Annotated in this window: 24 protein-coding genes; 5 read left to right on the top strand and 19 right to left on the bottom strand. The window is 62.8% G+C overall.

Annotated elements, in window-relative coordinates; genetic code table 11:
* Position 1: 1 nt before the first annotated feature.
* Both ASD50_RS22860 and ASD50_RS22865 read right to left on the bottom strand, forming a co-directional pair.
* Positions 2-661 (bottom strand): glutathione S-transferase family protein, encoded by a 660-nt coding sequence (locus ASD50_RS22860; RefSeq protein ID WP_056235009.1) that lies wholly within the window; start codon positions 659-661, stop codon positions 2-4.
* Positions 662-664: 3 nt separating this feature from the next.
* On the bottom strand, positions 665-1240 hold the full coding sequence (locus ASD50_RS22865) for a dihydrofolate reductase family protein (RefSeq protein WP_056235013.1): 576 nt from the start codon (positions 1238-1240) through the stop codon (positions 665-667).
* 105 nt (positions 1241-1345) lie between these two features.
* On the opposite strand from ASD50_RS22865, the gene ASD50_RS01690 reads away from it, so the two are divergent.
* Together ASD50_RS01690 and ASD50_RS01695 are read left to right on the top strand one after the other, a co-directional pair.
* The gene (locus ASD50_RS01690) at positions 1346-1840 is read left to right on the top strand and encodes a winged helix-turn-helix transcriptional regulator (RefSeq protein ID WP_056235016.1); all 495 of its coding nucleotides are present in this window, start codon (positions 1346-1348) and stop codon (positions 1838-1840) included.
* A 52-nt stretch (positions 1841-1892) separates the two neighbouring features.
* Complete coding sequence (locus tag ASD50_RS01695; protein WP_056235020.1) at positions 1893-2594, top strand: hypothetical protein; 702 nt, start codon at positions 1893-1895, stop codon at positions 2592-2594.
* A 6-nt stretch (positions 2595-2600) separates the two neighbouring features.
* Here ASD50_RS01695 and ASD50_RS01700 read toward each other — a convergent pair whose 3' ends face one another.
* The 15 genes from ASD50_RS01700 to rpoZ all read right to left on the bottom strand — a co-directional run bounded on the left by ASD50_RS01700 (position 2601) and on the right by rpoZ (position 18543).
* Complete coding sequence (locus tag ASD50_RS01700) at positions 2601-4061, bottom strand: RimK family protein (RefSeq protein WP_056235023.1); 1461 nt, start codon at positions 4059-4061, stop codon at positions 2601-2603.
* Positions 4061-5164 carry a GNAT family N-acetyltransferase/peptidase C39 family protein gene (locus ASD50_RS01705; RefSeq protein ID WP_056235027.1) on the bottom strand — a complete coding sequence of 368 codons (1104 nt, stop codon included), beginning with the start codon at positions 5162-5164 and terminating at the stop codon, positions 4061-4063. Before ASD50_RS01705 ends, ASD50_RS01700 begins: the two co-directional genes overlap by 1 nt.
* Before the next feature lie 331 nt (positions 5165-5495).
* Positions 5496-6290: an anti-sigma factor family protein gene (locus ASD50_RS01710; protein WP_056235029.1), complete on the bottom strand. Its 795-nt coding sequence runs from the start codon at positions 6288-6290 to the stop codon at positions 5496-5498.
* Positions 6287-6805, bottom strand: coding sequence for an RNA polymerase sigma factor (locus tag ASD50_RS01715; protein WP_056235032.1), 519 nt, complete (start codon positions 6803-6805; stop codon positions 6287-6289). The genes ASD50_RS01710 and ASD50_RS01715 overlap by 4 nt, the downstream gene beginning before the upstream one ends.
* A gap of 177 nt (positions 6806-6982) precedes the next feature.
* Positions 6983-9712, bottom strand: a complete 2730-nt coding sequence (locus ASD50_RS01720; RefSeq protein WP_056235035.1) for a DUF2339 domain-containing protein — start codon at positions 9710-9712, stop codon at positions 6983-6985.
* A 119-nt stretch (positions 9713-9831) separates the two neighbouring features.
* Complete coding sequence (gene recO, locus ASD50_RS01725; protein WP_056235040.1) at positions 9832-10593, bottom strand: DNA repair protein RecO; 762 nt, start codon at positions 10591-10593, stop codon at positions 9832-9834.
* Between the two features lie 204 nt (positions 10594-10797).
* A complete protein-coding gene (locus tag ASD50_RS01730) occupies positions 10798-11409 on the bottom strand; it encodes a carboxymuconolactone decarboxylase family protein (protein ID WP_056235105.1) in 612 nt (203 codons plus the stop codon).
* A 242-nt stretch (positions 11410-11651) separates the two neighbouring features.
* The gene (gene era, locus ASD50_RS01735; protein WP_056235044.1) at positions 11652-12581 is read right to left on the bottom strand and encodes a GTPase Era; all 930 of its coding nucleotides are present in this window, start codon (positions 12579-12581) and stop codon (positions 11652-11654) included.
* Positions 12578-13303, bottom strand: a complete 726-nt coding sequence (rnc, locus tag ASD50_RS01740; protein WP_056235046.1) for a ribonuclease III — start codon at positions 13301-13303, stop codon at positions 12578-12580. Before rnc ends, era begins: the two co-directional genes overlap by 4 nt.
* 1 nt (position 13304) lies before the next feature.
* On the bottom strand, positions 13305-14054 hold the full coding sequence (lepB, locus tag ASD50_RS01745; protein ID WP_056235108.1) for a signal peptidase I: 750 nt from the start codon (positions 14052-14054) through the stop codon (positions 13305-13307).
* Positions 14055-14130: 76 nt separating this feature from the next.
* Entirely contained in the window at positions 14131-14559 is a 429-nt protein-coding gene (gene acpS / locus ASD50_RS01750) for a holo-ACP synthase (protein WP_056235048.1), read from the bottom strand.
* Positions 14556-15143: a DUF2062 domain-containing protein gene (locus ASD50_RS01755; protein ID WP_056235051.1), complete on the bottom strand. Its 588-nt coding sequence runs from the start codon at positions 15141-15143 to the stop codon at positions 14556-14558. The genes acpS and ASD50_RS01755 overlap by 4 nt, the downstream gene beginning before the upstream one ends.
* A 17-nt stretch (positions 15144-15160) precedes the next feature.
* Positions 15161-15739, bottom strand: coding sequence for an orotate phosphoribosyltransferase (gene pyrE / locus ASD50_RS01760; protein ID WP_056235053.1), 579 nt, complete (start codon positions 15737-15739; stop codon positions 15161-15163).
* Between the two features lie 48 nt (positions 15740-15787).
* On the bottom strand, positions 15788-18031 hold the full coding sequence (locus tag ASD50_RS01765) for a RelA/SpoT family protein (RefSeq protein ID WP_056235056.1): 2244 nt from the start codon (positions 18029-18031) through the stop codon (positions 15788-15790).
* A gap of 110 nt (positions 18032-18141) precedes the next feature.
* On the bottom strand, positions 18142-18543 hold the full coding sequence (rpoZ, locus tag ASD50_RS01770) for a DNA-directed RNA polymerase subunit omega (RefSeq protein ID WP_056235058.1): 402 nt from the start codon (positions 18541-18543) through the stop codon (positions 18142-18144).
* A gap of 294 nt (positions 18544-18837) precedes the next feature.
* Here rpoZ and ASD50_RS01775 point away from each other — a divergent pair, with 294 nt between their 5' ends.
* Both ASD50_RS01775 and ASD50_RS01780 read left to right on the top strand, forming a co-directional pair.
* Positions 18838-19422: an NYN domain-containing protein gene (locus ASD50_RS01775; protein ID WP_056235061.1), complete on the top strand. Its 585-nt coding sequence runs from the start codon at positions 18838-18840 to the stop codon at positions 19420-19422.
* 11 nt (positions 19423-19433) lie between these two features.
* Positions 19434-20084: a uracil-DNA glycosylase gene (locus tag ASD50_RS01780; protein WP_056235064.1), complete on the top strand. Its 651-nt coding sequence runs from the start codon at positions 19434-19436 to the stop codon at positions 20082-20084.
* A gap of 192 nt (positions 20085-20276) precedes the next feature.
* Here ASD50_RS01780 and smpB read toward each other — a convergent pair whose 3' ends face one another.
* On the bottom strand, positions 20277-20756 hold the full coding sequence (smpB, locus tag ASD50_RS01785; RefSeq protein ID WP_056235067.1) for an SsrA-binding protein SmpB: 480 nt from the start codon (positions 20754-20756) through the stop codon (positions 20277-20279).
* 254 nt (positions 20757-21010) lie between these two features.
* Positions 21011-21892: a 4-hydroxy-tetrahydrodipicolinate synthase gene (dapA, locus tag ASD50_RS01790; RefSeq protein WP_056235071.1), complete on the bottom strand. Its 882-nt coding sequence runs from the start codon at positions 21890-21892 to the stop codon at positions 21011-21013.
* A gap of 233 nt (positions 21893-22125) precedes the next feature.
* On the opposite strand from dapA, the gene ASD50_RS01795 reads away from it, so the two are divergent.
* Positions 22126-24183: a lytic transglycosylase domain-containing protein gene (locus ASD50_RS01795; protein WP_413813865.1), complete on the top strand. Its 2058-nt coding sequence runs from the start codon at positions 22126-22128 to the stop codon at positions 24181-24183.
* Positions 24184-24538 lie beyond the last annotated feature (355 nt).

Raw genomic sequence — 24538 nt, forward strand, 5'->3', positions numbered from 1 at the left:
CTCAATCGCGGTCGGGCGCGCCGAGCGGGAAGTACGGGCGGTACGGGCGCGCTTCATCGACGGCACGCGCAAAGGACGGACGCCGGTTGAGCCGCGCGCGGTAGGCGCGCACATTCTCGAACCGCTCCGCGATCTCGTGCGTCCAATCGGCATAGAACAGGAACGGCGCAGCCGCGCAGTCCGCCATGCTGAAGCTCTCGCCCGCCGCCCATTCGCGGCCCGCCATATGTTTTTCCAGCCAGCCATAGGCCTTTTCGAGCATCTCGCGCGCATTGCTCACGCCCTTGGGGTCGCGCTCTTCCGGCTTGCACAAAGCATCGAAGACCACCTTCTGCTGCGGCGTCGAGATGTAATTGTCGAAGAACCGGTCCATGAAGCGCACTTCGAGCGCCCGCTTTGCATCGTCTGGAATGAGCCGTACCGGCCCCGGATGGAATGCGTGCAGGTATTCGATGATGATCGTCGCTTCGTGGATGGATCGGCCATTGTCGATCAGCATGGGAAAGCGCTTCATGGGCCAGCGCGCTTCAAGCTCCTCGATTGCGCCCGGATTTTCCTGCGAGAGCATGACGTAGGTGAACGGAACCTCATTCTCGTAGAGCGCCGTCAGCGCCTTCTGGCAGTAGGACGAGAACGGATGCGCATAAAGTTCGAGGGCCACGCTTCAAGTCTCCCGGCTGCGTCGGTAGCGCAAAAGTACCGCACCGGTATCGATTGGGCGTGACTCCACAAACGCCAGATCGATGGGCCTGGTGCCCGTTCCGAACAGACGCTCGCCCGATCCCTGTATCGTTGGCGTAACCAGCAGGCGGTATTCATCGACCAGATCGAGATCGATGAAACTGCGGGCAAGCCTGGCACCGCCGAACAGGAAAAGGTCCTTTTCGTTTGTTGCCTTGAGTTCAGCGATTCTGGCCGGAATATCATCGCTCACCAGCGTCGCATTCCAGCCCGGATCGCCCTTCAGCGTGCGTGAAAACACCGTCTTCGGCTTGGCGTTCATCTCGCCCGCATAGGCAATGCCCGCGGCCGGGCTGTCCGGGTCTGTCTTGGCCGCTTCCCAAAAGCCCTTGTTGAACTGGAAATTGACGCGGCCATAAAGGAAATGGCCAGACTGCTGCATCGCCTCAAGCGCCCAGGCCTCCATCCCGTCGGACCAAGGAGGCGGCATGAACTCGCCGCCCAGCCCGGCAAAATAGCCGTCAAGCGTCATGAACATGGAAAGCACGACCTTCGCCACCGTCTCCTCCCTCGCATATACTGATTGTGATTTGCAACTGGTTGTGTTGTAGTTGAACCGATCCTATTTTGCAATCGGTTTTGTGAATCGGAAGTTTGACGCCAAATGGACGCCGCGCACCGCTCGGGCTGCCCGATCAATCTGACGCTGGAAATGCTGGGCGACCGCTGGAGCCTGATCGTCATTCGCGACGTCATGTTCGGCAACCGGCGGCACTTTCGCGAACTGCTCAACAACTCCGAGGAAAGCATCGCCTCCAACATTCTGGCCGACCGGCTGAAGCGCCTTGTCGCCAATGGTCTTTTGTGGAAACGCGACGATCCAAGCCACAGCCAGAAGGCAATCTATAGCCTGGCCGAGCCCGCCATCCAGCTCGTGCCGCTGCTTGCGGCAATGGGCGCATGGGGACGCAGGCACACTCCGGTTTCGCGCGAGCTTTCGGTGCGGGCGGAACTTCTGGAGAATGGCGGACCGCAGATGTGGGATGCCTTCATGGCCGAACTGCGCCACCTGCATCTAGACGCTCCCGCCCCTGCCCGCTCGGTCTTTGCCGAGTTGCAGGCGGCATATCTGGAAGCCGTTCAATCCGGCATCGAATAAGAGTTGGCATCCTTCTCCGTTTGCGCAAAGATTGCGGCGGGGGGAATTTCAAGTGTTCGAGACTGGCATTCTGGCCGGCGCGATCGTGTGGTCGTTGTCGGCGCTTTGGTTGATCGTTTCCATTCTGCGATTGATCCGGCCACGATGGCGACAGAGCGCCATCTTCCATACCAAACTTGCCGCCGGCCTGTTCGTGCTATCCTTCATCGCCATCATCTGGTGCAACCAGTTCGCCTATCTCGACTACGGCCTGACCTCACGCGAGGGTCTCGAGCAGGCGCGCGCCGAGCGCAAGGCGGCAAGGCAGGCCGAGCAAGCGGCGGCGAATGCGAACGCGGAAGCTGAACGCACGGCGGCAGCGAAACTGAAGGCAGAAGAAGAAGCCAGGCAAGCCGCACTCGACGCGGAGCAGCGCAAGAAAGATGCAGAGGCGCGCGCAGCCGAGGAAGCTGCCAAGGCGGCGGAAGAGAAAGCTGCCCGGCTTGCCAAGGCCTGCTCCGACACCACGATGGCCTTCGTCATGTCACAGGAATTCGTCAAGCGCAGCCTGAAAGCCCCTTCCACGGCCGAGTTTCCGTGGATCACGGACGATCAGGTCGCGGTGTCGCCAAAGCCGGATTGCGGCTTCCATGTCGTCGCCTGGGTCGACGCCCAAAACGGCTTCGGCGCGCAAATCCGCTCGCGTTACGTCGTCGACCTCAAATATCTCGACGGCTCGGGAGAATGGCAGCTTACCGCCATAAACATCCAGTAGGCAGGTTCAGCGCCGCTGCTTCTCCAGCCGGTCGAGGAACCACTGGGTCAGCCGCACCCAGACCTCGTCCTTCTCGCCCGTGTCCTCGCAATTGTGATCGAGGTTCGGATTGTCGTTGACCTCGATGACGAAGATGCCGTCATTCGTCTCCTTGAGGTCGACGCCATAAAGGCCGTCGCCGATACAGCTTGCCGCCTTCACCGCCGTCTCGACCACCTGCGCCGGTGCGTTCTTCAAGGTGAAGGTCTTGATGCCGCCCTGGTCCGGCTTGCCGTTCGCCTTGTGGTTGACGATCTGCCAGTGCTTCCTCGCCATCAGGTAGTGAACGGCGAACAGAGGCTGTCCGCCAAGCACGCCGACGCGCCAGTCGAACTTGGTCGGAATGAATTTCTGCGCGATCAAAAGATCGGAATCTTCCAGCCATTCGGTGGCCAGCGCCTTCAGTTCCTCCACGTCGGAGCACTTCTTGACGCCGCGCGAAAAGGACGAATCCGGGATCTTCAGCACCAGCGGAAAGCCCAGAGTATCGGCGGCAAGCTGCAAGTCGGAGATGCCCGCGATCATCACCGTCGGCGGCACCGGCACCTTGTTGGCCGTCATCAGCTCGTTCAGATAGACCTTGTTGGTGCAGCGGATCATCGACAGCGGATCATCGATCACCGGCATGCCTTCCTGCTGCGCCCTGCGGGCAAAGCGGTAGGTATGGTTGGAGATCGAGGTGGTCTCGCGGATGAACAGCGCATCGTAATTGGCAAGCTTGGCCAAGTCCTTGCGGGTGATCGGCTCGACCTCGACGCCCATCTTCTCGGCAATCCTCGCCCAGTGGCGCAATGAAGAAATCTCCGAGGGCGGCAGTTCCTCATTCGGATCGACCAGCGTGGCGAAGGTGTAGCGGGCAGGCGTGCGCGTCTTGGTTTCGCGCCATTCGCGGCCCGTATAGACGTCGAGGCACGCGGTGAACCTCTTCATCTCCTCGGGGCTCATGCGAGCGAGCGGATGGAAACCGATCTTGCGGATCGAGGCCCACCCGGAAGCGTCCTTGATCGAAACCTCCAGAGCGGGCGCGCGGAACCAGTCGAACAAAAGCCTTGCGAAGCGGTCCCAGGCCTTGGATGGGCCGATGCCGAAAAAGATGCAAACCTTGGCCGGATATGCGCCAAGATCCTTGCGGCACTTGTTCAGCGCCAGCTCCAGCTCCGGCAGCGCGTTCTCGTAGAGCTTGTGCTCAGACAGGTCGATCATCGTCTCGACGGTCGGGATGACCCTGTGGCCGCGCGAACTCGCCAGCAGCGAGGCATAGTAGCCCCGGCTCTGGTAGCCGTAATTGTTGGAAAGGTTGATCACCTTGGGCCGCTGGCCGCGAAACAGCGCCGGATGCGCAAGGTAGTCGCGGTTGGTGATGATCTTGTGCGGGGTCGCCGCCTGGGTGAGGTCGGATTGGCGTCCAGTCAGGATAACCCAGCTCATTATCGGCCGCGCTTTCCAAGCATTATGGCCGCGCGCAGTCCATCGCGGCCGAATTGCGCCATGGTCATGAAGATCGCATAGGGCACGGGAATGTTGGCCGCGTCCGACTGGGTCTCTTCCTTTTCGTCCTCGACCCATGGATCGTGGATCAGGATATGGTCGCCGTCGTCGCCGATGGCCAGCACCCAGTGCGGCACCTTCTTGCCGAACATCAGGAAGCCGCTCACCAGAACCAGAACCAGCTTGCCGTCGGCAATCGCCGCGCGGATGTCGTCGATGGTGAAGGCGCGATAGCTGGCCGGGATGCCGTAGCTGTCGGCGCGGCGGCGGAAATCGACCTGCGCCAGTTCCATCACGCGGCGCTTTTCCTCGCTGCGCACCGATTGCAGGAACAGCGCGCCGTGGAAAGACACAAGGATTTCGGTCGCAAGCCCGCCTTCATGCGCCGCGACCGCTAGGCCGAACGGTTCGCAGCCGCCCGGCCCCGACATCATGAATACGGTCGTCGCCTCTCGCCAAAGCCGGATTTCCATTACCGGATCGGGCACGAAGCTGGGCTCGAAATGCGCCATCGCCATCATCAGGCAGCACGGCCCGCAAGTGAAATCGCAGGTCTGCTCGTAAAATGGCACCGCGGTCGTCACCGGCGCGCCGCCGCGCAAGGTCTTTTCGAAGCGCAGCGCGGGCGCCCCGTCCTCGTAGTAGTCGGTCTCGCGGCCAATGCGGCGAAAGCCTGCCTTCTCGTAGATGCCGATGGCGCGCAGGTTGTCCTCGCGCACTTCCAAGCGCAACAGCATGCGGCCATGTTCGAAGGCGGTGTTCTCGGCTGCCTCCAGCAGCGCGCGGCCAATGCCTTTGCCGGAAAAATCCGGACCGGCCGCCAGCGAATAGAGCCGCGCCACGCCGCTGCCCTTGCGAAACAGCACGATGGCATAGCCCGCCACGCACCCGTCCAGTTCCGAAATAAGGGTTTCGGCTGTCTCGCGCTCGATCAGCTTGCGGAACGAGCGGCGGGAGATGCGGTCGCCCTCGAAAACGGCGGTCTCGATGGCGGCGAGAGCATCGACGTCAGACGCGCGGGCCGTGCGGATTTCGGCAGGCATGCGGGTTGGAAAACCTCGATCGGCGGTGGGAATATCCTTGTCGGAACGGACTCGCTTCTCAGCCCGCAACGGAGCATTTAAGCGCTCCTCGAATTGGGCCGAATTGTGACTCCAAAGATCGACGCAAAAAGCGCACCGAACGGTGATAGACGTCACCTGGGAAGGCCGCAGTCAACTTGGCCCCGAGGCTAGCTAGGGTGCCGAGATTCAGGTCAGGGTGCACCGAGATTGGCGGATTTCAAGAACCGGAGCGCAGTGTACGTATTAGTACATGAGCACCGGAAGCGCAGAAAGCCGACATTCGCAGGCCACCATCACCTGAACCTCGCCCCTAGCTCCAGATAGACGAAACCAGTTGCTTGTAGGCGCGCTTGGCAACCTCGTTCAAACGGTCGTTGGGCAGCGTTCCGACAACGGCGCAGCCATAGCCCCTGTCCAGCCAGTAGACGGCGGTCGGCCCATCCTTTTCCTCATTGTAGACGCCCGCCGTCTTGGCAGCGGATTCCGAGATGACGAACAGCGAGATGCGGTTGCCGCTTGCGTCTTCGTAAAGCAGCATCGCCGCCTTGCTGGAACCTGAGGCGGGCAGCAGCCTGCCGCCGACCAGCTCGAAACCGTCCTCGGTCAGATCCGGCGCCACCAGCTTCAGCCCGACCCGGTTGGAAAGCCAGGTCTGCATGTGATCCTTGTCACTCGCCGGCACTTCGACGGCATGGCGCTTTTCGGCAGCATAGATGACATGCGCGGCAATCGCCTCTTCAGCCAGGCGGTCAGCCGGACCGACCTCGGCATCGAGCCCGATCGCGCCGGCGAAATAGCCACCCACTCCGCCAAGGCTGAGCAGCAGCACCGCGGCAGCCGCAAACCACCATTTCGAGCGGGAAGCGGGCGGGTTAGCCACCGTCTCGCCAATGACGATGTTTTGCAGGCGTGCCGGAACCGGCTCGTCGAGCACATCCGAGAAAGCCGCGTGCAAGGCTTCGTTGTCGCTGGCGTAGCGGGCGCTCCTCGCCTTCATTTCGGGATTGGCCTCAAGCCATGCCTCGTAGCCGGCGCGCTCGTCGCCCGGCAACTCGTTGTCGAGCGCCAGATGGATGTCACGTTCGGAAAAGTCGCGCCGGGTCATTTCTCGACAACTCTCAGTGTGCGGCGCCGGGCGCTGTCTTCCAGCAGGCCCCTCAGTTCTTCGCGGCCCCGTGAAATGCGCGACATCAAAGTGCCCGCCGGAACGCCCAGCATGTTGGCGGCCTCGGCGTAGGAAAAGCCCTCGATGGCAACCATCACCAGCGCCGCGCGCCGCTCCGGGCTGATGGCATGCAGCGCGTTGACGATCTCGCGCGAAGCAATCGTATCCAGTTGCTCGGCGGGTGCGGCAAGCGCCTCGTCGGTATCGAGCGACAGCATCGCCGCTTCGCCACGCCGGTCCACCTTGCGTATCTGGTCGATGAAGAGATGATGCATGATCGTAAACAGCCACCTCCGGGGACTTTCTCCGGTCTGCCAGTTGTCGAGGCGGCTCAGCGCGCGTTCCAGGCAGTCCTGCACCAGATCGTCGGCGGCATCGCGATCGCGCAGCAAGGCAAGCGCGTAGCGGCGCAAACGCGGGATTTCGCCAAGAATCGCTGCCTTCTTGCCATCCATAGCCGCTTGCCGAAACGTGCTCCTCTCCGCCAACCGCCCAATTGCGGCGCCGCTTCCAATGCAAGCGGTCTGCAGCGCGTGCCAGCGCCTCGATCACCCAAGCACTAGGGAAACGTGCAAGGGGCCTGATTTATTCCAACTACCCCGAAAAGCAAGGTTTTGCACTATCGGAGTGCCTCAACCGGCCTTCGCGGCCCGCGTCAAAAGCCGCTGGTAGAACAGGCCGATGCCAATCAGGACGGCACCCAGCCCAATGAACGACAGCGCCCGCAGTACGCCCTCCAGTTCCGACATGTCGAACAGGAACACCTTGAGCACGGCGATGGCGATCAGGGCTGCGGAAGCGATGCGCAACACCTGCGAGCGCAGCCGCACCCCGCCGGCCAAAAGGGCCACGCCCATGACCAACCACAATGCGGAATAGCTGTAGGTTTCGATCTGCTCCATGCCGCTCCACAGCGCGATGAACTCGCCCTTGAACAGCCGCCGCACTGAGAGCGTCGCATAGGCGAACAGGAGCAAGGCCGCCACCGCCGCCAGCATGGCCGAATACCAGTAGGGCCGCTTGTCGCGCGCATAGAGCGCCAGCACGCCGGCCGCTATCGCAGGCAGTAGGTATGCCAGGAACAACAGGTTGAACACCGGAATGCGCCCGGTCGATTCATCGGTGAACAGCGGGTTCAGCACAGCAAAGTGCTGGCCAAGAATGAACAGCACCGACACCACGCCGGCGGCAAGCGAGCCATAGCGCAGCACCGAGCTTGGCGAGCGCATGTCCAGCGCCACCAATATTGCGCCGGCACCCAGCGCGATCAGCGTGTAGATTGCCTGCTCGGCCAGCGTCGGCACGCCCGCATCGATAACGCCGCCATGCATGGCGTGGCGCACCAGCATGGCCAGCGTCAGAAGCCCGCACAGCGCCGCCATCGCCTCCATGATCAGGCGCGGCCGGCCGTTCGTCGTGCGCGCAAGCTGCCAGGCTGCGAAGCCGAAGGCCAGCGCCGGCACGCCGTAGCCGGGCAACAGCCAATTGAACACAGGCGTGCGCGACAGGAACTCGGCGCCGACAATCGTCGGATCGAAGGCGATGCGTGCCAGAACGGCAACCGCAGCACCCGCCGACAGCCAACCCAGCACCGGATATCTGCGCCAACGGGTGGCGAGCGCCGGAACGATTGCGGCCGCGCCCAGGAGCACCGTGGTCATGCCCGAACCGAAGGCCATGTGGATCATCAACAGCGCCGCCACGCCCGCGCCGATCAGCGCGAAAGACACCGCAAGGCCTCCAAAGAGAGGAGGTCGTTTGCTGCGCGCAATCCATTCCGCGCCGGCGGTGAAGCCAACAAGCAAGGCCAATGCGATCAACGCGCGGAGGAAATCCCTGTCGATGTCGCCGAAGGCGATCCAAAGCGAAAGCAGGATCACGAGCGGAGCGGTGACGCCCCAGAACGCCCACGAGGCGGCTCTGTTCGGGTTCGACGCCGCCAGCCGGTGTGCCGACCAGAAGCCCGTGCCGATGAAGACGATACCGAGCAGGATGCCGATTGGACGCATCTGGCCATCGGCCCTAACGGCTGTCATGCCGTCCACTGAAAGGTAGCCATTGGACAGGTCGAGCCAAAGCGAATCCAGCGGCATCAGGAACAGATAGGCCAAGGCGGCAACGATACCTGCGCCGTGCAACAATGCCACCGCGCCGCGCCTGTAGAGTGCCGCCGCAACCATCGCAATGAGGATGATTGCTGCCCATGCAGGCCCGCCTTGGGCAAGAGAATCGGTGGCGCTGAACATGACGAGCGCGGAAAGGCCAAGGAAGAATGCTACCGCAACGCTTGGCCAACCGACCCTGCCCTCACCGTCGTCGCCAGTCAGCCACAGGAACACAAGCACGGCCAGCGTCACTACGCTGATGAACATCAACACGGCAAAGTCGAGTTGCGGCGTCTCGGCCATGTAGAGCAAGGTCCAAAGGCCGGTGCCGACGAAGGCTGCCGTCATCAGCAGCGCCCAGCGGCGGATGCGCGCGATGGCGCCGGTCGCGGCAAGCACGATCGCCAGATAGCCGAACAAGGCCCAGGCGTTGGGCGACTGCGAGGAAACGAGCATCGGCGTCGCCAGCGCGCCAAGCAGGCCGATGCCGGCCAACGCCTGCCCGTGGACAAGTGCAGCCGCAATCGTCGCGATGCCGATTATGCCCAGCAGGGTGAAGGCGAGGCCCGGTCCGATAAAGCCATAGACGCCGTGCGCGGCATAGATCGCGCCGAAAAGGGTAAAGGCCCCTGCCGCCGTCAGGATCGCCGGGATATACGCTCCGGCAGCACCCTGCACCGGTACCTTGAAACCGGTTCGGCGGATGAATTCGCCGCCCGCGACCATGACGAGGCCGAGGATCGAAGCCATGGTCAGCCGCACGCCCGGGCCGAATACGCCCGCTTCGATCGTGTACTTCACCAGAAACAGGCCGCCGAGCGCCAGCGCGATGCCGCCGACCCAAACCGCCCAGCGCGTGCCGAGTGCGGTTTCGATATCCCGCGGTTTCGCCGACGCAGACGCGGCGCTCGCAGTGGCTTCCTGCGCATCTTCATCAGGAGTCCGGGCACGCCAATTCCACGGCCCTACCGCTGGCTCTGCCTTATCCTCATCAATGGGTGGCGGTTCGGAAGCCTTGCCGCCTCCGGTTGCGGCTTCGACTGCCGCAGCCTGCGCAACCGTGCCTTCAGGCAGATCGGCATCCTTCGGGAGTTCTTTCGCCACGGCCGCCGGTTCCGCCGCAGCGGCCACCGGTGCATGGCCGGCCAAAGCCTCCCTCACCGCGGCCAGATCGCTCTCTATGCGCTTGATGCGTTTGTGCTGCCGCGTCGTTACAACGAACAGCACGATGATCGCGATGATGCCGATCTCGAACATGCAGTCTCACACCATCAGCTTGCCAGGCACACGGCCAGATTGGTATCGAACACTTTTCGCAACCGAATGCCACCCGTCGCTGCGGATATGCTTAAGCGCCGCTTTCGCCATTTCAGCGCTCAAGCTGCCGTCTCTCCGGTAACCGCCGCCCGCCCGGCGAAATGCTTTCGCAGCGCCAGCAGGAAACCGGCGCGAGCGTCCGGCTGCTCGATCCCGCGCGGTTCATAGACATGGCGGGTGAGGAAAAATCCGGTCAGCCGGAAAGCATCCTCCAGCGAGGCCGGATCGGCCCTGCGCCCCGCTCCGCGCTCCAGGAAGGCAGGCAGCGCCAGCATCTTGTCGCGCCAGGGTTCGCCGGCCTGCCGCGACACCGCCCGGCCCGACTTCGGCGAGACATAGGCCAGATCGTTGCGCGTGCCGGTCGCCGCGCATTCGCTGAGGTCGAGGCCGAAGCCCAGGCTGTCAAGCACCAGAAGCTCGAAGCGCGCCACCAGTTCGCCGGCGGCATCGGCATCGTCGAGATGCTCGACCATCACCATCAGCGTTTCATAAAGGCCGGGATGCGCGTCGCGTTCCGGCAAAAGCCGCAGATGCGCGGCCAGCACTTGCAGGCCGTAGACCGCAACGGCGCTGTCCATCAGCCTCGCCGCGTTCATGTCCAGCGCCTCGGCCTGATAGATGCCGAGATGCTCGTCCAGCCGCGCGCGCCAGATCAGGTCGATGCGATTGCCGGCCTGAAGCACCGGCTGCTGCTTGCGCGAACGGCCGCCGCGCACGAGGCCGAGATGGCGGCCGTGGGCGCGCGTCATCACTTCGAGGATGACGCTCGATTCGCCATGCCTGCGCTGCCCAAGTATGATTCCCTCGTCACGCCATTCCATCTTGCGAGCTTTGACGGCTTCGGTGGCGAAATCAAGCTGCGGCAGTCGGGCCGTCTGGCACCTCCAGCCACTCGACCTCTCCAGTTCAGGTCAGGGAGTGCCGAAAATGACGGGTTTCGAGAACCGGCGCGCAGTGTACCGTAAAGTACATGAGCACCGGAAGCGCAGAAAGCCGCCATTTGCAGGCCGCCCTCACCTGAACTGTTAGGCCGAGCGCGAGAGGTCGCAGCCGGCATCTATATCGCGGCCAACCACCAGCGCGCGCTTCAGATGCGGTTCGATCTCATGATAGACGCCGTCCGGCTGCGCGCCCAATGCATCGAGCGTCTTGCTGAAGAAGCAACGCACGGCAGCAGCGGCAACGATGTCGAAAATCTCGCCGTCGGAGATACCGCGCCGGCGCAGGTCATCCACGTCGCGTTCACTGACCGAAGTGGCATCGCGCACCACCTTGGCGGCAAAGCGCATGATGGCCCGCTCGGTTTCGTTGAGCGGCGAGGTCTCGACATCCTCGACTACGGCCTGAAGCTCCGGCGCGGTGAAATGGCCGTTGAGCAGGATGCTGCCGTGGGCGAGCATGCAGTAGGAACTGCGCAGTTCCTTGGCCGCAGCCATGGTGACAAGTTCATAGCGGCGCAAATCCATGCCCGTTTTAATGCTGGCAAGAAGACCGTTCCAGGCTTCCATGACTTCGGGGCGATGGCTGAACGCCTTCACCATGTTGGGCAGATAGCCATAGCCGGCCTGCGCTCTGGCATACATCTGCGCTGTCTTGGAACCCGGGTCGCTTTCGGTCACGGTATTGATGTACGTCATCGCGCACCTCCCGATCTGAGCAAGCCTTGCGAGCATAGCGCAAAACGGGTTCGGGCGGAACGGAATTGATGGCCGAGGCGGCGCTTGCAGGCCGGATTCCGGAAGAGGCTTCGCTGCGCCGATGTTCAGGTCAGGGCGTGCCGGGAATGGCGGGCATCGAGAACCGGCGAGCAGTGTACGTAAAGTACATCATCACCGGAAGCGCAGGGGCCGCCTTTTGGCAGGCCGCCCTCACCCGAACATCAACGGGGGAAATCCAGTCCCATCTCGCGATAGCGCTCGGGGTCGTTGCCCCAGTTCTCGCGCACCTTCACGAACAGGAACAGGTGCACCTTCTGTTCGAGGATTTCGCCGATCTCCTTGCGCGAAGCCTCGCCGATGGCGCGGATCGTCTCGCCCTTGTGGCCGAGCACGATCTTCTTCTGGCTGTCGCGCTCGACATAGATCACCTGCTCGATGCGCACCGAGCCATCCTTCTTCTCTTCCCACTTCTCGGTCTCGACATGGGAAGAATAAGGCAGTTCCTGATGCAGCCTGAGGTACAGCTTCTCGCGGGTTATTTCCGCCGCAAGCTGGCGCATCGGCAGGTCGGAGATCTGGTCTTCCGGATAATACCACGGGCCAGCCGCCAGCTTTTGCGCCAGATAGTCGAGCAGGTCCTTGCAGCCGGAACCGGTCAGCGCCGACACCATGAAGGTGCCCTGGAAGGGAACGCGCTCGTTCGCCACCTTGGCAAGCGCCAGCAGCGCCTCGGGCTTCACACGGTCGACCTTGTTGAGGATCAGCACCATCGGCTGCTGCACATCCTTCAGCCGCTCGAGAATGGCATCGGCGTCGCCCTTGATGCCGCGCTCGGCGTCGATCAGCACCAGCACGACGTCGGCATCCTTGGCCCCGCCCCAGGCGGTGGTGACCATCGCGGTGTCCAGCCTTCGGCGCGGCTTGAAGATGCCGGGCGTATCGACGAACACGATCTGCGCCGTGCCGTGGGTGGCGATGCCGCGCACCAGCGCCCGCGTCGTCTGCACCTTGTGCGTCACGATGGAGACCTTGGTGCCGACAAGCTGGTTGACCAGCGTCGACTTGCCGGCATTCGGCGCACCGATCAGTGCCACAAAACCGGAGCGGGTCGCGGGTGTCTCGCCTGCCGGCATGTCTTCATCGGCGCTCATGCGGCACTCCCTTCAACCGACCATACACCCTCGCGCACTAGAAGGGCTGCCGCGGCAGCCTGCTCGGCCTCGCGCTTGGAGCGGCCCTTGCCTTGGGCGGGATCGAACCTGCCCACCTTCACCGTCACCGTGAAGACCGGATCGTGGTCCGGCCCCTCGCGGCTGTCGATCTGGTAGGCCGGCGTGTCGCCCGCAGCCTGGTGCGCCCATTCCTGCAATTCCGTCTTGGGGTCGCGCCGGGCGGTCGCCATGGCGCGCGAACGCGGCATCCAGTAGCGATGGATGAAGCTCCTCGCCGCCTCCAGCCCGCCATCGAGATAGAGCGCTGCAATCAGCGATTCCAGCGCATCGGCGCGCAGGTTGACGCGCTTGCGCTCAGCCAGGTTGCGCACGTCGGAACCAGCCCGGATCAGTTCGGGCAGGCCGATCTCCTCGGCAATCTCCGACAATGCCTCGGCATTTACCAACGCATTGAGACGCAACGACAATTCGCCTTCGACCGCGTTCGGATAGGCCGCCAGCAACATGTCGGCAACCACCAGCCCAAGCACGCGGTCGCCAAGGAACTCGAAGCGCTCGTAGTCGATCCCGGCATGGGCGCTGCGGGCGCTGGCATGGGTCAACGCGCGCTGCAGGCGCTGGGTGTCGCGGAACGCATGGCCGGTCCGCTCGTACAGCGCTTCGGCGAGCGCGTCAGCGGTCAGCCGTTTTGCCGTCGCCATCTCAGTGGATGAAGTTGAACAGGCGTCCGATACGCATATCGGTCGGCCATTTCCAGATTTCGAGCGGGCTCGACCCGTCGGCAATCGAGAAGAAGATGATATTGGCGCGCCCGACCAGGTTTTCGTTCGGCACGTAGCCAACGGTGAACCGGCTGTCGCTGGAGTTGTCGCGGTTGTCGCCCATCATGAAATAATGGCCGGCCGGCACCTCGAACGCCTGCGTATCGTCGCCGATGCCGTTCTGGGTCAGGTCGAGCGTATCGTAGCTTACGCCATTGGGCAGAGTCTCGCGGTAGACATCGACCGGGCGGGCGACCTCGGTGATGTCGGCATTGTCGATCTGGCCGACCTTCTCGCGCGCCACGGCCGCGTCGTTGATGAAAAGCTGGCCGCCCTTCATCTGGATCTTGTCGCCGGGCAGGCCGATCACTCGCTTGATGTAGTCGATCGACGGATTCGGCGGGAACTTGAACACCACGACATCGCCGCGCTCAGGCTCTCCGCCCCAGATGCGGCCGGAAAACAGGTTGGGGGAGAACGGCAGCGAATAACGCGAATAGCCGTAGGCCCACTTGGTCACGAACAGATAGTCGCCTTCCAGCAAGGTCGGACGCATCGAGCCCGAAGGAATCGAAAAAGGCTGGAAAAGAAGCGTGCGGATAACCAGCGCCAGAAGCAGCGCCTGAACGATGACGCTGACGGTCTCGCCAAGCCCGCCGGATTTCTTCTCGGATTTGTCAACCACGCTCATGTCGTCCTCGTTCATGCGTTGGTTCTATAAGGGCTGAACGTGCTGGGAGCAACGTCGCGGTGGTCGCACGGGATCACTATGCCTTTACGAGCCACTGTGGCGTTTGCGTGACCGGCAGCGCCTCGATGATGACGAAAGCCTGGGCCAGTGGAAAATCGTCGGTGATCGTCAGGTGGATCGCGGCTTGGTGACCCGCCGGCAGGATTTTCGCCAGCCGCTCGGCAGCACCGCCGGTCAGGGCCATGGTCGGCTTGCCGCTCGGCAGGTTGGCAACGCCCATGTCGCGCCAGAACACCCCTTGGGAAATGCCGGTCCCCAGCGCCTTGGCGCAGGCTTCCTTGGCGGCGAATCGCTTGGCATAGGAAGCGGCACGCTGCCGCCTGCCCTCCGAACGCGCCTGCTCGACATCGGTGTAGATACGCTGCACGAAGCGCTCGCCATAGCGCTCCAGCGATTTTTCCACCCGTCGAATGTCGATGAGATCGCTGCCGATGCCGATGATCATCGTGAGGCGGAACCGATCTTGCCGCCCGTTCCGAGCGCCGGATGCCCGCCTGCCCGCTCAGCCAGCCGCTTGCGCCGCTGCTCGCGAAACACCGTCATGCCCCAGCGCGTAACGCCGTAGGCCAAAAGGCCGGCTGCGAGGCCGAGCGGAACCGCGCCTATCGCCATCGGCTTCAGGATCGGGTTCCACAATTCGGCAAAGCTCAGGTCGTGCAGCATGGCGCCGAGATGCGCCGGCGGGCCGCCTGCGTTCTCGTGCAGGATCAGCTTGCCCGTTTCGTAGGACGCACCCCACAGCACCGGCACGGTCAGCGGATTGCCAAGCGTCGTGCCAAGCGCTGCCGCCACCATGTTTCCGGCAATCAGCCAGGACACGATTGCGGCGATGACGAAGTGGATGCCGATGGGAAAGAACGAAGCAAACACGCCGGCCGCGACGCCCGCGGCGACCGCGTGCGGCGTCGCCTTCAACCTCAGTATCCGCTTGGCGAAATAGCGCAGCGATCGCGAGATCGAGCGGCGCGGCCACAGCCAGATACGCACCTTCTGGCCAAAACTCTCAGTTTCCCTGCGCTTGAAAAGCATTCGACAGGCACTCAGCGTCAGATATTGCGGCTGCCGGGTTTAACGGCCGGGATTGCGGCAAGTTCCGGCGGCAGATTGTCCGCAGGATACGCCGGAACTTCATATTCCGCGAGGGCAATCAGGGGCACACCCACGTCGGTTTTGCCGGCGGAACGGTCGATGATGCACGCCGCGGCCGCAACCTCGGCGCCAAGGTCGCGCAGGCACTCGATTGTCTCGCGGATCGACAAGCCGGTGGTCACGATGTCCTCGACGATGACGACACGCGCGCCCTTCTCCATCTCGAAGCGCCGCAGCCTGAAAACGCCTTGCTCGCGCTCGACCCAGATCGCCGGAACGCCGAGATGGCGCGAGGTCTCATAGGCAGGGATCAGGCCGCCCACGGCAGGCCCGACAACGTAGTCGATACGGCCCGGAACCGCCGCGCGGATCTTTGCGGCCAGCGCCTTGCACAGCTTCTCTGTCTTGTCCGCATGCATGAAAACACGGGCTTTCTGGAGGAAAACCGGGCTCCTCAAGCCTGAAGTCAGGATGAAGTGCCCTTCCAGCACGGCTCCTGCGGAACGAAAAACATCGAGCACTTCATTGGTATTCATGCCTTGCCTATCCAGTTCGAGTCGCCTTGCGGGCGTTTGCTTCAGCGGTCAGCCATTGACGCGCCGCGCATCGCTCACGCTAGAGTTTTCCTTGAGCTGCGACAGCAGCCTGTTCAGGTGCTTCACGTCCCACACTTCAAGGTCGATCAGCATTTCGGTGAAGTCGGGGGCCGTGCGCACCATCGACAGCGTATGGATGTTGGCGTCGTTGGATGCAATCACCTGCGCGATATCTGCAAGCGATCCCGGCGCATTGATGGCGGTGACGGAAACCCGCGCCGGAAAGCGCTCCTTGTTGTTTTCATCGATGTCCCAGCGCACATCGATCCAGCGTTCGGGCTGGTCGTCGAAGGCGGTCAGCGACGGCGACTGGATCGGATAGATGGTAATTCCCGATCCGGGCTGCACGATGCCGACGATGCGGTCACCGGGGACTGCACCTTCCGGCGCAAAATGAACCGGCAGGTCGCCCCTCACCCCGCGGATCGGCACCGCACCGTCCTTCGGCTGGTCCTTGCCACGGCGCGAGCTGCGGCCGGGAATCTGGAACAGCATGCCGGCGGCGTTGCGGATACGCGACCAGCCTTCCTCCTTCTGCTTCGGCACCGGCGCGGTCACGCGCTCGTCCTTGTAGTCGGGGAAAACCGCCTTGATCACGTCGGCGGAGGCCAGTTCGCCGCGACCGACAGCGGAAAGCACGTCCTCGATATCCTTGCGCGCCAGCCGGTGCAGCACCGGCTTCAGGCTTTCCTTGGTGAAGCTTTTGCCGGTGCGCTCGAAGGCGCGTTCCAGAATGCGCATGCCGAGCCCGGAATACTGCTTGCGGATGGCGTTCTTCGTGGCGCGGCGGATGGCGGAGCGGGCCTTGCCGGTCACCACGATCGATTCCCACGCCGCCGGCGGCACCTGCGCCTTGGAGCGGATGATCTCGACCTCGTCGCCATTCTTCAGTTCGGTCATCAGCGGCATTATGCGCCCGTTGACCTTGGCGCCGACGCAACTGTCGCCGACATCGGTGTGCACGGCGTAGGCGAAGTCGATCGGCGTCGCGCCGCGTGGCAGCGCGATCAGCATGCCCTTCGGCGTAAAGCAGAACACCTGGTCCTGGAACAGCTCCAGCTTGGTGTTTTCGAGGAAGTCTTCCGGGTTGTCGCCCTCGGCCAGTTGCTCGATGGTCCTCCGCAGCCATGCGTAGGCATTGGTTTCCTTGGAAATCTGGTGGGTCGCGCCGTTTGGCTTGGCACCCGCCTCTTTCGAACCGAAATCCTTGTAGATCGAGTGCGCGGCAACGCCGTACTCGGCCACCTTGTTCATTTCCTGCGTGCGAATCTGCAATTCGACGCGCTGGCGCGACGGCCCGACGATGGTGGTGTGGATCGAGCGGTAGTCATTCTGCTTGGGCGTCGAAATGTAGTCCTTGAAGCGCCCCGGCACCATCGACCATGTGGTGTGGATCGCACCCAACGCCCGGTAGCAATCTGGCACGGTATCGACGACGACGCGGAAGCCGAAAATGTCGGAAAGCTGCTCGAACGACAGCGCCTTGGCTTCCATCTTGCGGAACACCGACCACGGCTTTTTCTGGCGGCTGGTGACGTCGGCCTTGATCGCGTATTTTTCGAACAGGGTCGAAAGCGACTTCTCGATTTCGGTGAGCACGCCCTTGCTGCGCTCGAACATCTCCGCCAGCCGCTCAGTCACCATGCGGTGCGCCTCGGGGTTGATGTAGCGGAAGGCGATCTCCTCCAGTTCCTCGCGCATGCCCTGCATGCCCATGCGCCCGGCCAGCGGCGCATAGATTTCCATCGTCTCTTCGGCGATGCGCAGGCGCTTGTCTTCGCGCATGTGGTGAAGGGTGCGCATGTTGTGCAGGCGGTCGGCGAGCTTGACCAGAAGCACGCGCACATCCTCGGAAATCGCAAGCAAAAGCTTGCGCAGGTTTTCCGCCTGCTCGGCCTTCTTCGACACGAGGTCGAGCTTTTTCAGCTTGGTCAGCCCCTCGACCAGTTTGCCCATCTCCGGGCCGAACAACTCGTCGATCTCAGCGCGGGTGGCGGTGGTGTCCTCGATGGTGTCGTGGAGCAGCGCGACGGCAATCGTCGCCTCGTCCATGTGCATCTCGGTCAGGATCGCCGCCACTTCGAGCGGATGCGAGAAATATGGGTCGCCGGAGGCCCGCTTCTGGTGGCCATGCTTCTGCATGGCATAGACGTAGGCCTTGTTGAGCAGCGCCTCGTTGACGTCAGGCTTGTAGCGCTGGACGCGCTCGACAAGCTCATACTGACGCATCATGGGCAGGCTCTCACACGGCTGAAATGAAACATGCGCCGCAACGTGTACGGCGCATGTCATAAATAGCTATGAAAATCGCGGACCGGAAGTGCCCGCACCCTGCCAAACGATCAGTAATCGTCGCTTTTTTCCGGCGGAACCAGGCCTTCGATGCCGGCCAGCAGGTCTTCTTCCGACATGCGGTCGAAAGTGATGTTTTCTTCCGGCTCGTCGGCATCGGCGGAAACGGCTGCGCCGGTCTGATCGGCGATGGCGTCGCTCTCGGGAGCCTCCGGCTCGTCGACCTCGACATGCTTCTGCAGCGAGTGGATCAGATCTTCCTTGAGGTCGCCCGGCGAAAGCGTCTCGTCGGCGATTTCGCGCAGCGCGACGACCGGGTTCTTGTCGTTGTCGCGCGCAACGGTGATCTGCGCGCCCTGGCTGATCTGACGGGCGCGGTGGCCGGCCAGAAGGACCAGCTCAAAGCGGTTGTCGACCTTGTCAATGCAATCTTCAACGGTCACGCGGGCCATTGGATGCCCCTTTCATGCGAAGGATTTGATGGAAAACAGGCGCGGTCCATAACCCGGCTACCCGAAAAAAACAAGCATTTTGGCTACCCCCGCCCAATTGCGGGCTGAAAGGCAAGCACCCGGCCTCATCAAATTCGCTTGTACGCCGATTGCGGCGGATAAAATGCCACGAAGCTGACGTTATTTCGGAAGATGAGTTGATCTGTATGGACAAGGATTTGTCGCATCCTTGTTAGGATCGACGCCCACGCCGGATTATTTGACCACCGCCTATATTCGCCAAAGGATATTTCAATGTTCGACCCCCGAGAGAAGATTGCTCTCTTCATCGACGGCGCCAACCTTTACGCAACTTCCCGCTCGCTCGGCTTCGACATCGATTACCGCAAGCTGTTGTCCAGCTTCCAGAAGCGCGGCTACCTGCTTCGCGCCTACTACTACACCGCCCTTGTCGAAGATCAGGAATATTCCTCGATCCGCCCGCTGATCGACTGGCTCGACTACAACGGCTTCAAGGTCGTGACCAAGCCTGCCAAGGAATTCACCGACGCCGCCGGACGCCGCAAGATCAAGGGCAACATGGACATCGAATTGACCGTCGATGCGCTCGAACTTGCCGATGTCGTCGATCACTACGTCATCTTCTCCGGCGACGGCGACTTCCGCACGCTGGTCGAGGCGCTGCAGCGGCGCGGCCGCAAGGTTTCCATCGTCTCCACCATGGCCTCGCAGCCACCGATGATCTCCGACGACCTGCGCCGCCAGGCCGACCATTTCATCGACCTCATGACGTTGAAGAACGAGGTCGGGCGCGATCCCAACGAGCGTCCGCTGCGTCGGCCCGAACCCACCTCGCAGGACGAGGACGACGATTACTGAGGCGCCCTGCCATGATCGCCTCGTCCGAACCGGACCGCGACTGCGCGCTCTGCCCTCGCCTGCACGATTTCATCGCCGAATGGCGCGAGCGCGAACCGGCGTGGTTCAACGCGCCGGTGCCGGCCTTCCTGCCGCCTGAAGGCGACGATTCGGTGCGCCTGCTCATCGTCGGGCTGGCGCCCGGCCTGCGCGGCGCGAACCGCACCGGCCGCCCCTTCACCGGCGACTATGCCGGCGACCTGCTCTATTCGACCTTGCTCCGGTTCGGCCTTGCCAGCGGACGCTTCGAGGCGCGGCCCGACGACAGCCTCCAGCTTTCCCGAACGGCCATCGTCAACGCGGTGCGCTGCGTGCCGCCGCAGAACAAGCCGACCGGACCCGAAATTTCCACCTGCCGCACGTTTCTAACGCCGACGATCGAGCGGTTCCCCAATCTCAGCGCCGTTCTGGCGCTCGGTTCCATCGCGCATCAATCGGTCGTGCGGGCGCTTGGCGGGCGCGTTGCGGCGCATCCGTTCAAGCATCGCGGCCTGCACCAACTCGGCCACGTCACGCTGTTTTCCAGCTACCATTGCTCGCGCTACAACACCAATACCGGCGTTCTGACGGAAGAAATGTTCGTCAATGTCTTCAAGGATATAGCGGAATTTCTTGGGGAATAGATTCTGCCAAGCCAGTAGGGCAGTAGGGCAGTAGGGCAGTAGGGCAGTAGGGCAGTAGGGCAGTAGGGCAGTAGGGCAGTAGAAGGAATTTGTCCGTAGTCCTTGCGTCAACGGCGAATCCGCCTCGCGGCAACACAACATACTGCCCTACTGCCTTATTCCCCTTTTCCCTTAGTCCCCTATTCGCCCAACCTACCCCCGCTCTTTCAGCAGGCGTCCCTTCTCGCGGTTCCAGTCGCGCTGCTTTTCCGTCTCGCGCTTGTCGTGCAGCTTCTTGCCGCGCGCGATCGCCAGCAGAAGCTTCGCCCTGCCCTTGTCGTTGAAATAGATTTTCAACGGCACCAGCGTCATGCCTTCGCGTTCGATGCTTTGCGACAGGCGCGCCATTTCCCGCTTCGACACCAACAGCTTCCTGCGCCGGCGCGGTTCGTGGTTGAAGCGGTTGGCCTGCAGGTATTCCGGCAGGTACGAGTTGATCAGCCATATCTCGCCACCCTCGAACGAGGCGTAGGATTCCTGGATATTGGCATGGCCGCCGCGCAACGCCTTGACCTCGGTGCCGCTCAGCACCAGGCCCGTCTCGAGCGTATCGAGCACTTCATAGTTGAAGCGCGCCTTGCGGTTTTCCGCGGCGACCTTGCTGTTGGGATCGGCTTTTCTGACCTGATTCATCGACTAGGGACCCGGTTCGAAACTCGCTCCAGCGAGTCATATGGTGAACTCCGCAAATAGGGAGAACGCCCTCAAATGGCCGCTGGAGCAGAGTTTCGCAAGTGCCAGCCCAGGGTATGCCGGGATTCAGGTCAGGGTGAGCCGAGAATGGTGGCTTTCGATAACCGGAGCGGAGCGTACGTTAAGGTACGTGAGCACCGGAAGCGCAGAAAGTCGCCATTTGCAGGCCACCATCACCTGAAGCGCGATATACCCTAGTTTATCAAGCCGGCATGCTTCATGGCCGCTTCGATCTTCTGTTCCGCCGAATTCTCGGCGGTGACCAGCGGCAAGCGCACGACATTTTCGATCTTGCCCAGCCGCGAAAGCCCGTATTTCGCGCCGGCCACGCCCGGATCGAGGAAGATCGCCTTGTGCAGCGGCAGCAGCCGGTCCTGCAATTCCAACGCCTTGGCCGAATTGCCGGAGAGCGAGGCTTCCTGGAACTCCGCGCACAGGCGCGGCGCGACATTCGACGTCACCGAAATGCAGCCGATGCCGCCATGCGCGTTGAAGCCGAGGGCGGAAGCATCCTCGCCCGAAAGCTGGACGAAGTCCTTGCCGCAGGTCGCGCGCTGTTCGGAAACGCGCTCGATCTTGCCGGTCGCATCCTTCACGCCGACGATGTTCTTGAAGTCGTTGGCAAGGCGGCCCATCGTCTCCGGGCTCATGTCGATGACCGAGCGCGGCGGGATGTTGTAGATGACGATCGGCAGCGAGGTTGCCCGCGCCACGGCAGCGAAGTGCTCGTAGAGACCGCGTTGCGTCGGCTTGTTGTAATAGGGCGTCACCACCAGCGCTGCATCGGCGCCGACGCTTTCGGCGTACTTTACCAGTCCGATCGCTTCCTGCGTGTTGTTGGAGCCGGCGCCGGCAACCACCGGCACGCGTCCCTTGGCTACTTCCACGCACACCTTCACCACCTGGCGGTGCTCGTCATGCGAGAGCGTCGGCGATTCACCGGTCGTGCCAACCGGAACGAGCCCGGTGGTGCCTTCTGCGATCTGCCAGTCGACCAATGCCCGAAAGGCTTTCTCGTCGAAACGTCCGCCCTGTTCGAACGGTGTCACGAGCGCGGTAAGCGAGCCTCTCAGCATTCTATCCAACTCCACGGAACCCTTTGGTTCCCATCTGTTTCCTTCGCGCGCCTTTAACCTAAAGCGCGGCGGCGCACCATAGTCTCGACACCGTTCTGCGGCAAGAAAAGCTGATAAGGCCAGTTGACCGGAAAGACCACAGCATCCGAGCGTTGCCGCCACCTTCGTTTACAGCCCCTTCACACGGCAGGGATAGGCTGCTTCCAAGCCTGCAAAGCCACGCAAACCAGATCATGCCGATGACCAGAAAATCGACAAAAGTCATGATCGGCGCACGCCCGCTGCGGCTTGCATTCCTCGGCGCGGCTGTCGCACTGCTGTCGTCTCTCTCCACCGGCACGCCGGTGGACAAGGCATCGACAGCGGGCATTTCCGTTCCCGAAATCGAGAACCTCAGCGCCCAACCAGCCGACGAAACCACCCCGCTCAAGGGTGGTCTCGACGCCCTTGCGGCGCGCGATATCGACGCCGCGCGGACGATGCGCGACCGACTTCCGGCAAACTCGCTCGATCGCCATGTTCTAGCCTGGGCCATCGCCATCTATGGCGGCAGTGGCGTGCCGAGCGGAGACATCGCCGCCACCGCCCGCATGCTGCCGGATTGGCCTGGCGCCGAGGTGCTGCGCCGAAACAGCGAGCGCGCGCTTTACCGCGAGAACCCGGGTGCAGCCACGGTTGTCGAGGCATTCAACGGCAGCCAGCCGCAAACGCGCGAAGGCGTCGTCCTTTTGACGCGCGCCTATCTTGCGCTCGGCAACGCCAAGGCGGCGGCAAGCGTGCTTTCCCCCTTCTGGCGCACCGAGAAACTGGAAGCTGCGGAAGAAACGGCCATCCTTTCCGAATTCGGCGCGATCATTCCGCAAGCCGATCACCGCTACCGCATGGAGCGCATGTTCTATGCCGAGCGGGTGAATTCGGCGCAACGTGTGGCGGCTCTCGCCGGCGCGCAACAGTTGGCCGATGCGTGGGCCGCCGCCTTGCGCGGCGACAAGAAAGCGCCTGCCTTGCTGAAGGCCGTACCCCAGGAGCAGCGTTCGGCGGGCTACTATTTCGCGCAAGCCAGGTATCTGAGGCGGCAGGACAAATTCAGGGCAGCGGCAGCGGCCATGATGAAGGCGCCGACGGATCGCGCCGCCCTTGCCGACCCTGACCAATGGTGGCTGGAACGACGCGTTCTGTCGCGTGAACTGGTCGATCAGGGCGACGTCAAAACCGCCTACCGGCTCGTCGAGGCTCATGCCGCCGAAAGTGCCGCCAATGCTGCCGACGCCGAATTTCACGCCGGCTGGTATGCGCTGCGCAACCTCAACGATCCGGTGCTTGCCAGCAAGCATTTCCGCCGTATCGCCGATCTTGCCGAAGGCGCGATCACGCGCTCACGTGCCTTCTACTGGCTTGGCCGCGCAGCCGAGGCTGGCGGGCCGGGCAACGCGAAGGAAGAATTTGACAGGGCGGCCAGCTACGGCACCACCTTCTACGGCCAGTTGGCCGGAGAACGCATCGGTCGGCAGGCGCTCAACATCGCCTACCCATCCCCCAGCGACGCCGACCGCCGGAATTTTACCGCGCGTGAAGCCGTCAGCGCCATCCGGCGGCTCGAGAAGGCGGGTTATGCGCGCTATGCCGACAGGCTCTATCTCGATCTGGCAGGCCAGTTGGCCAGCCCCGGCGAAATCGCCCTTCTGGCCGGCATGGCGGAAAGCCAAGGCAACCACTTTCTCGCGCTCAGGATCGGCAAGGCCGCGGCTGCGCGCGGCATCGATGTCGGGGCTCTGTCGCATCCGGTGGGCGTCATTCCCTCGTCCGCGGATATTTCCGGCTCAGGCGCAGCCCTTGCCTACGCCATCGCGCGTCAGGAAAGCGAATTCAACATCGGAGCTGTTTCCGGGGCCGGCGCGCTTGGCCTGCTCCAGCTCATGCCCTCTACCGCTGAGCAATTGGCGAAGAAGGCGGGCGTTCCCTTCTCTTCGATGCGGCTGACCACCGATGCCGGTTACAATGCCACGCTTGGCGCGGCTTTCCTCGGCGAGCAGCTTGGCCGTTTCGACGGCTCCTACGTGCTTACCTTCGCCGGTTACAATGCCGGCCCGCGCCGGGCTGCCCAGTGGATCGCGCGCTACGGCGATCCGCGCGGCAAGAAACTGGACGAGGTGGTCGACTGGATCGAGCGTATCCCGTTCGCCGAAACGCGCAGCTATGTCCAGCGCGTGATGGAGAACTACGAGGTCTACAAGATGCAGCTTTCCGGCTCTTTCGACATCGCCGGCGACCTCGTCCACGGCCGCAGGTAAGATCCTCATAGTCATCCCCGAATTCGCTTTCGTGCGAAGCGAGGTCGGATGAGGTTGAGCGCAAACGCTGATGCCTCCCTCTCCCCGCCTGCGGGGAGAGGGTAAGGGTGAGGGGCAGCGCGAGCGTCGCAGGAGTGGATCGAACGACCCGTTTCCCTATCCACACCCCATGCCAACCCCTTGTTCCCACTCACTTCCTGAAAAATCTTTCACCCCACTTATCCCCACCCTCTGCACCTTCCCCCATACTCTGCCCCATCGCTCTTGCGGGAACCGGCTGCGCACCGGGCAACGGTTAGGGCGGCGGTGACCTCCCCCCATTGGTTCGGCCCAATGGACCCGAGGGCATCCGACA

This window comes from Mesorhizobium sp. Root552 (genome assembly GCF_001427285.1).
Classification (GTDB): Bacteria; Pseudomonadota; Alphaproteobacteria; order Rhizobiales; family Rhizobiaceae; genus Mesorhizobium.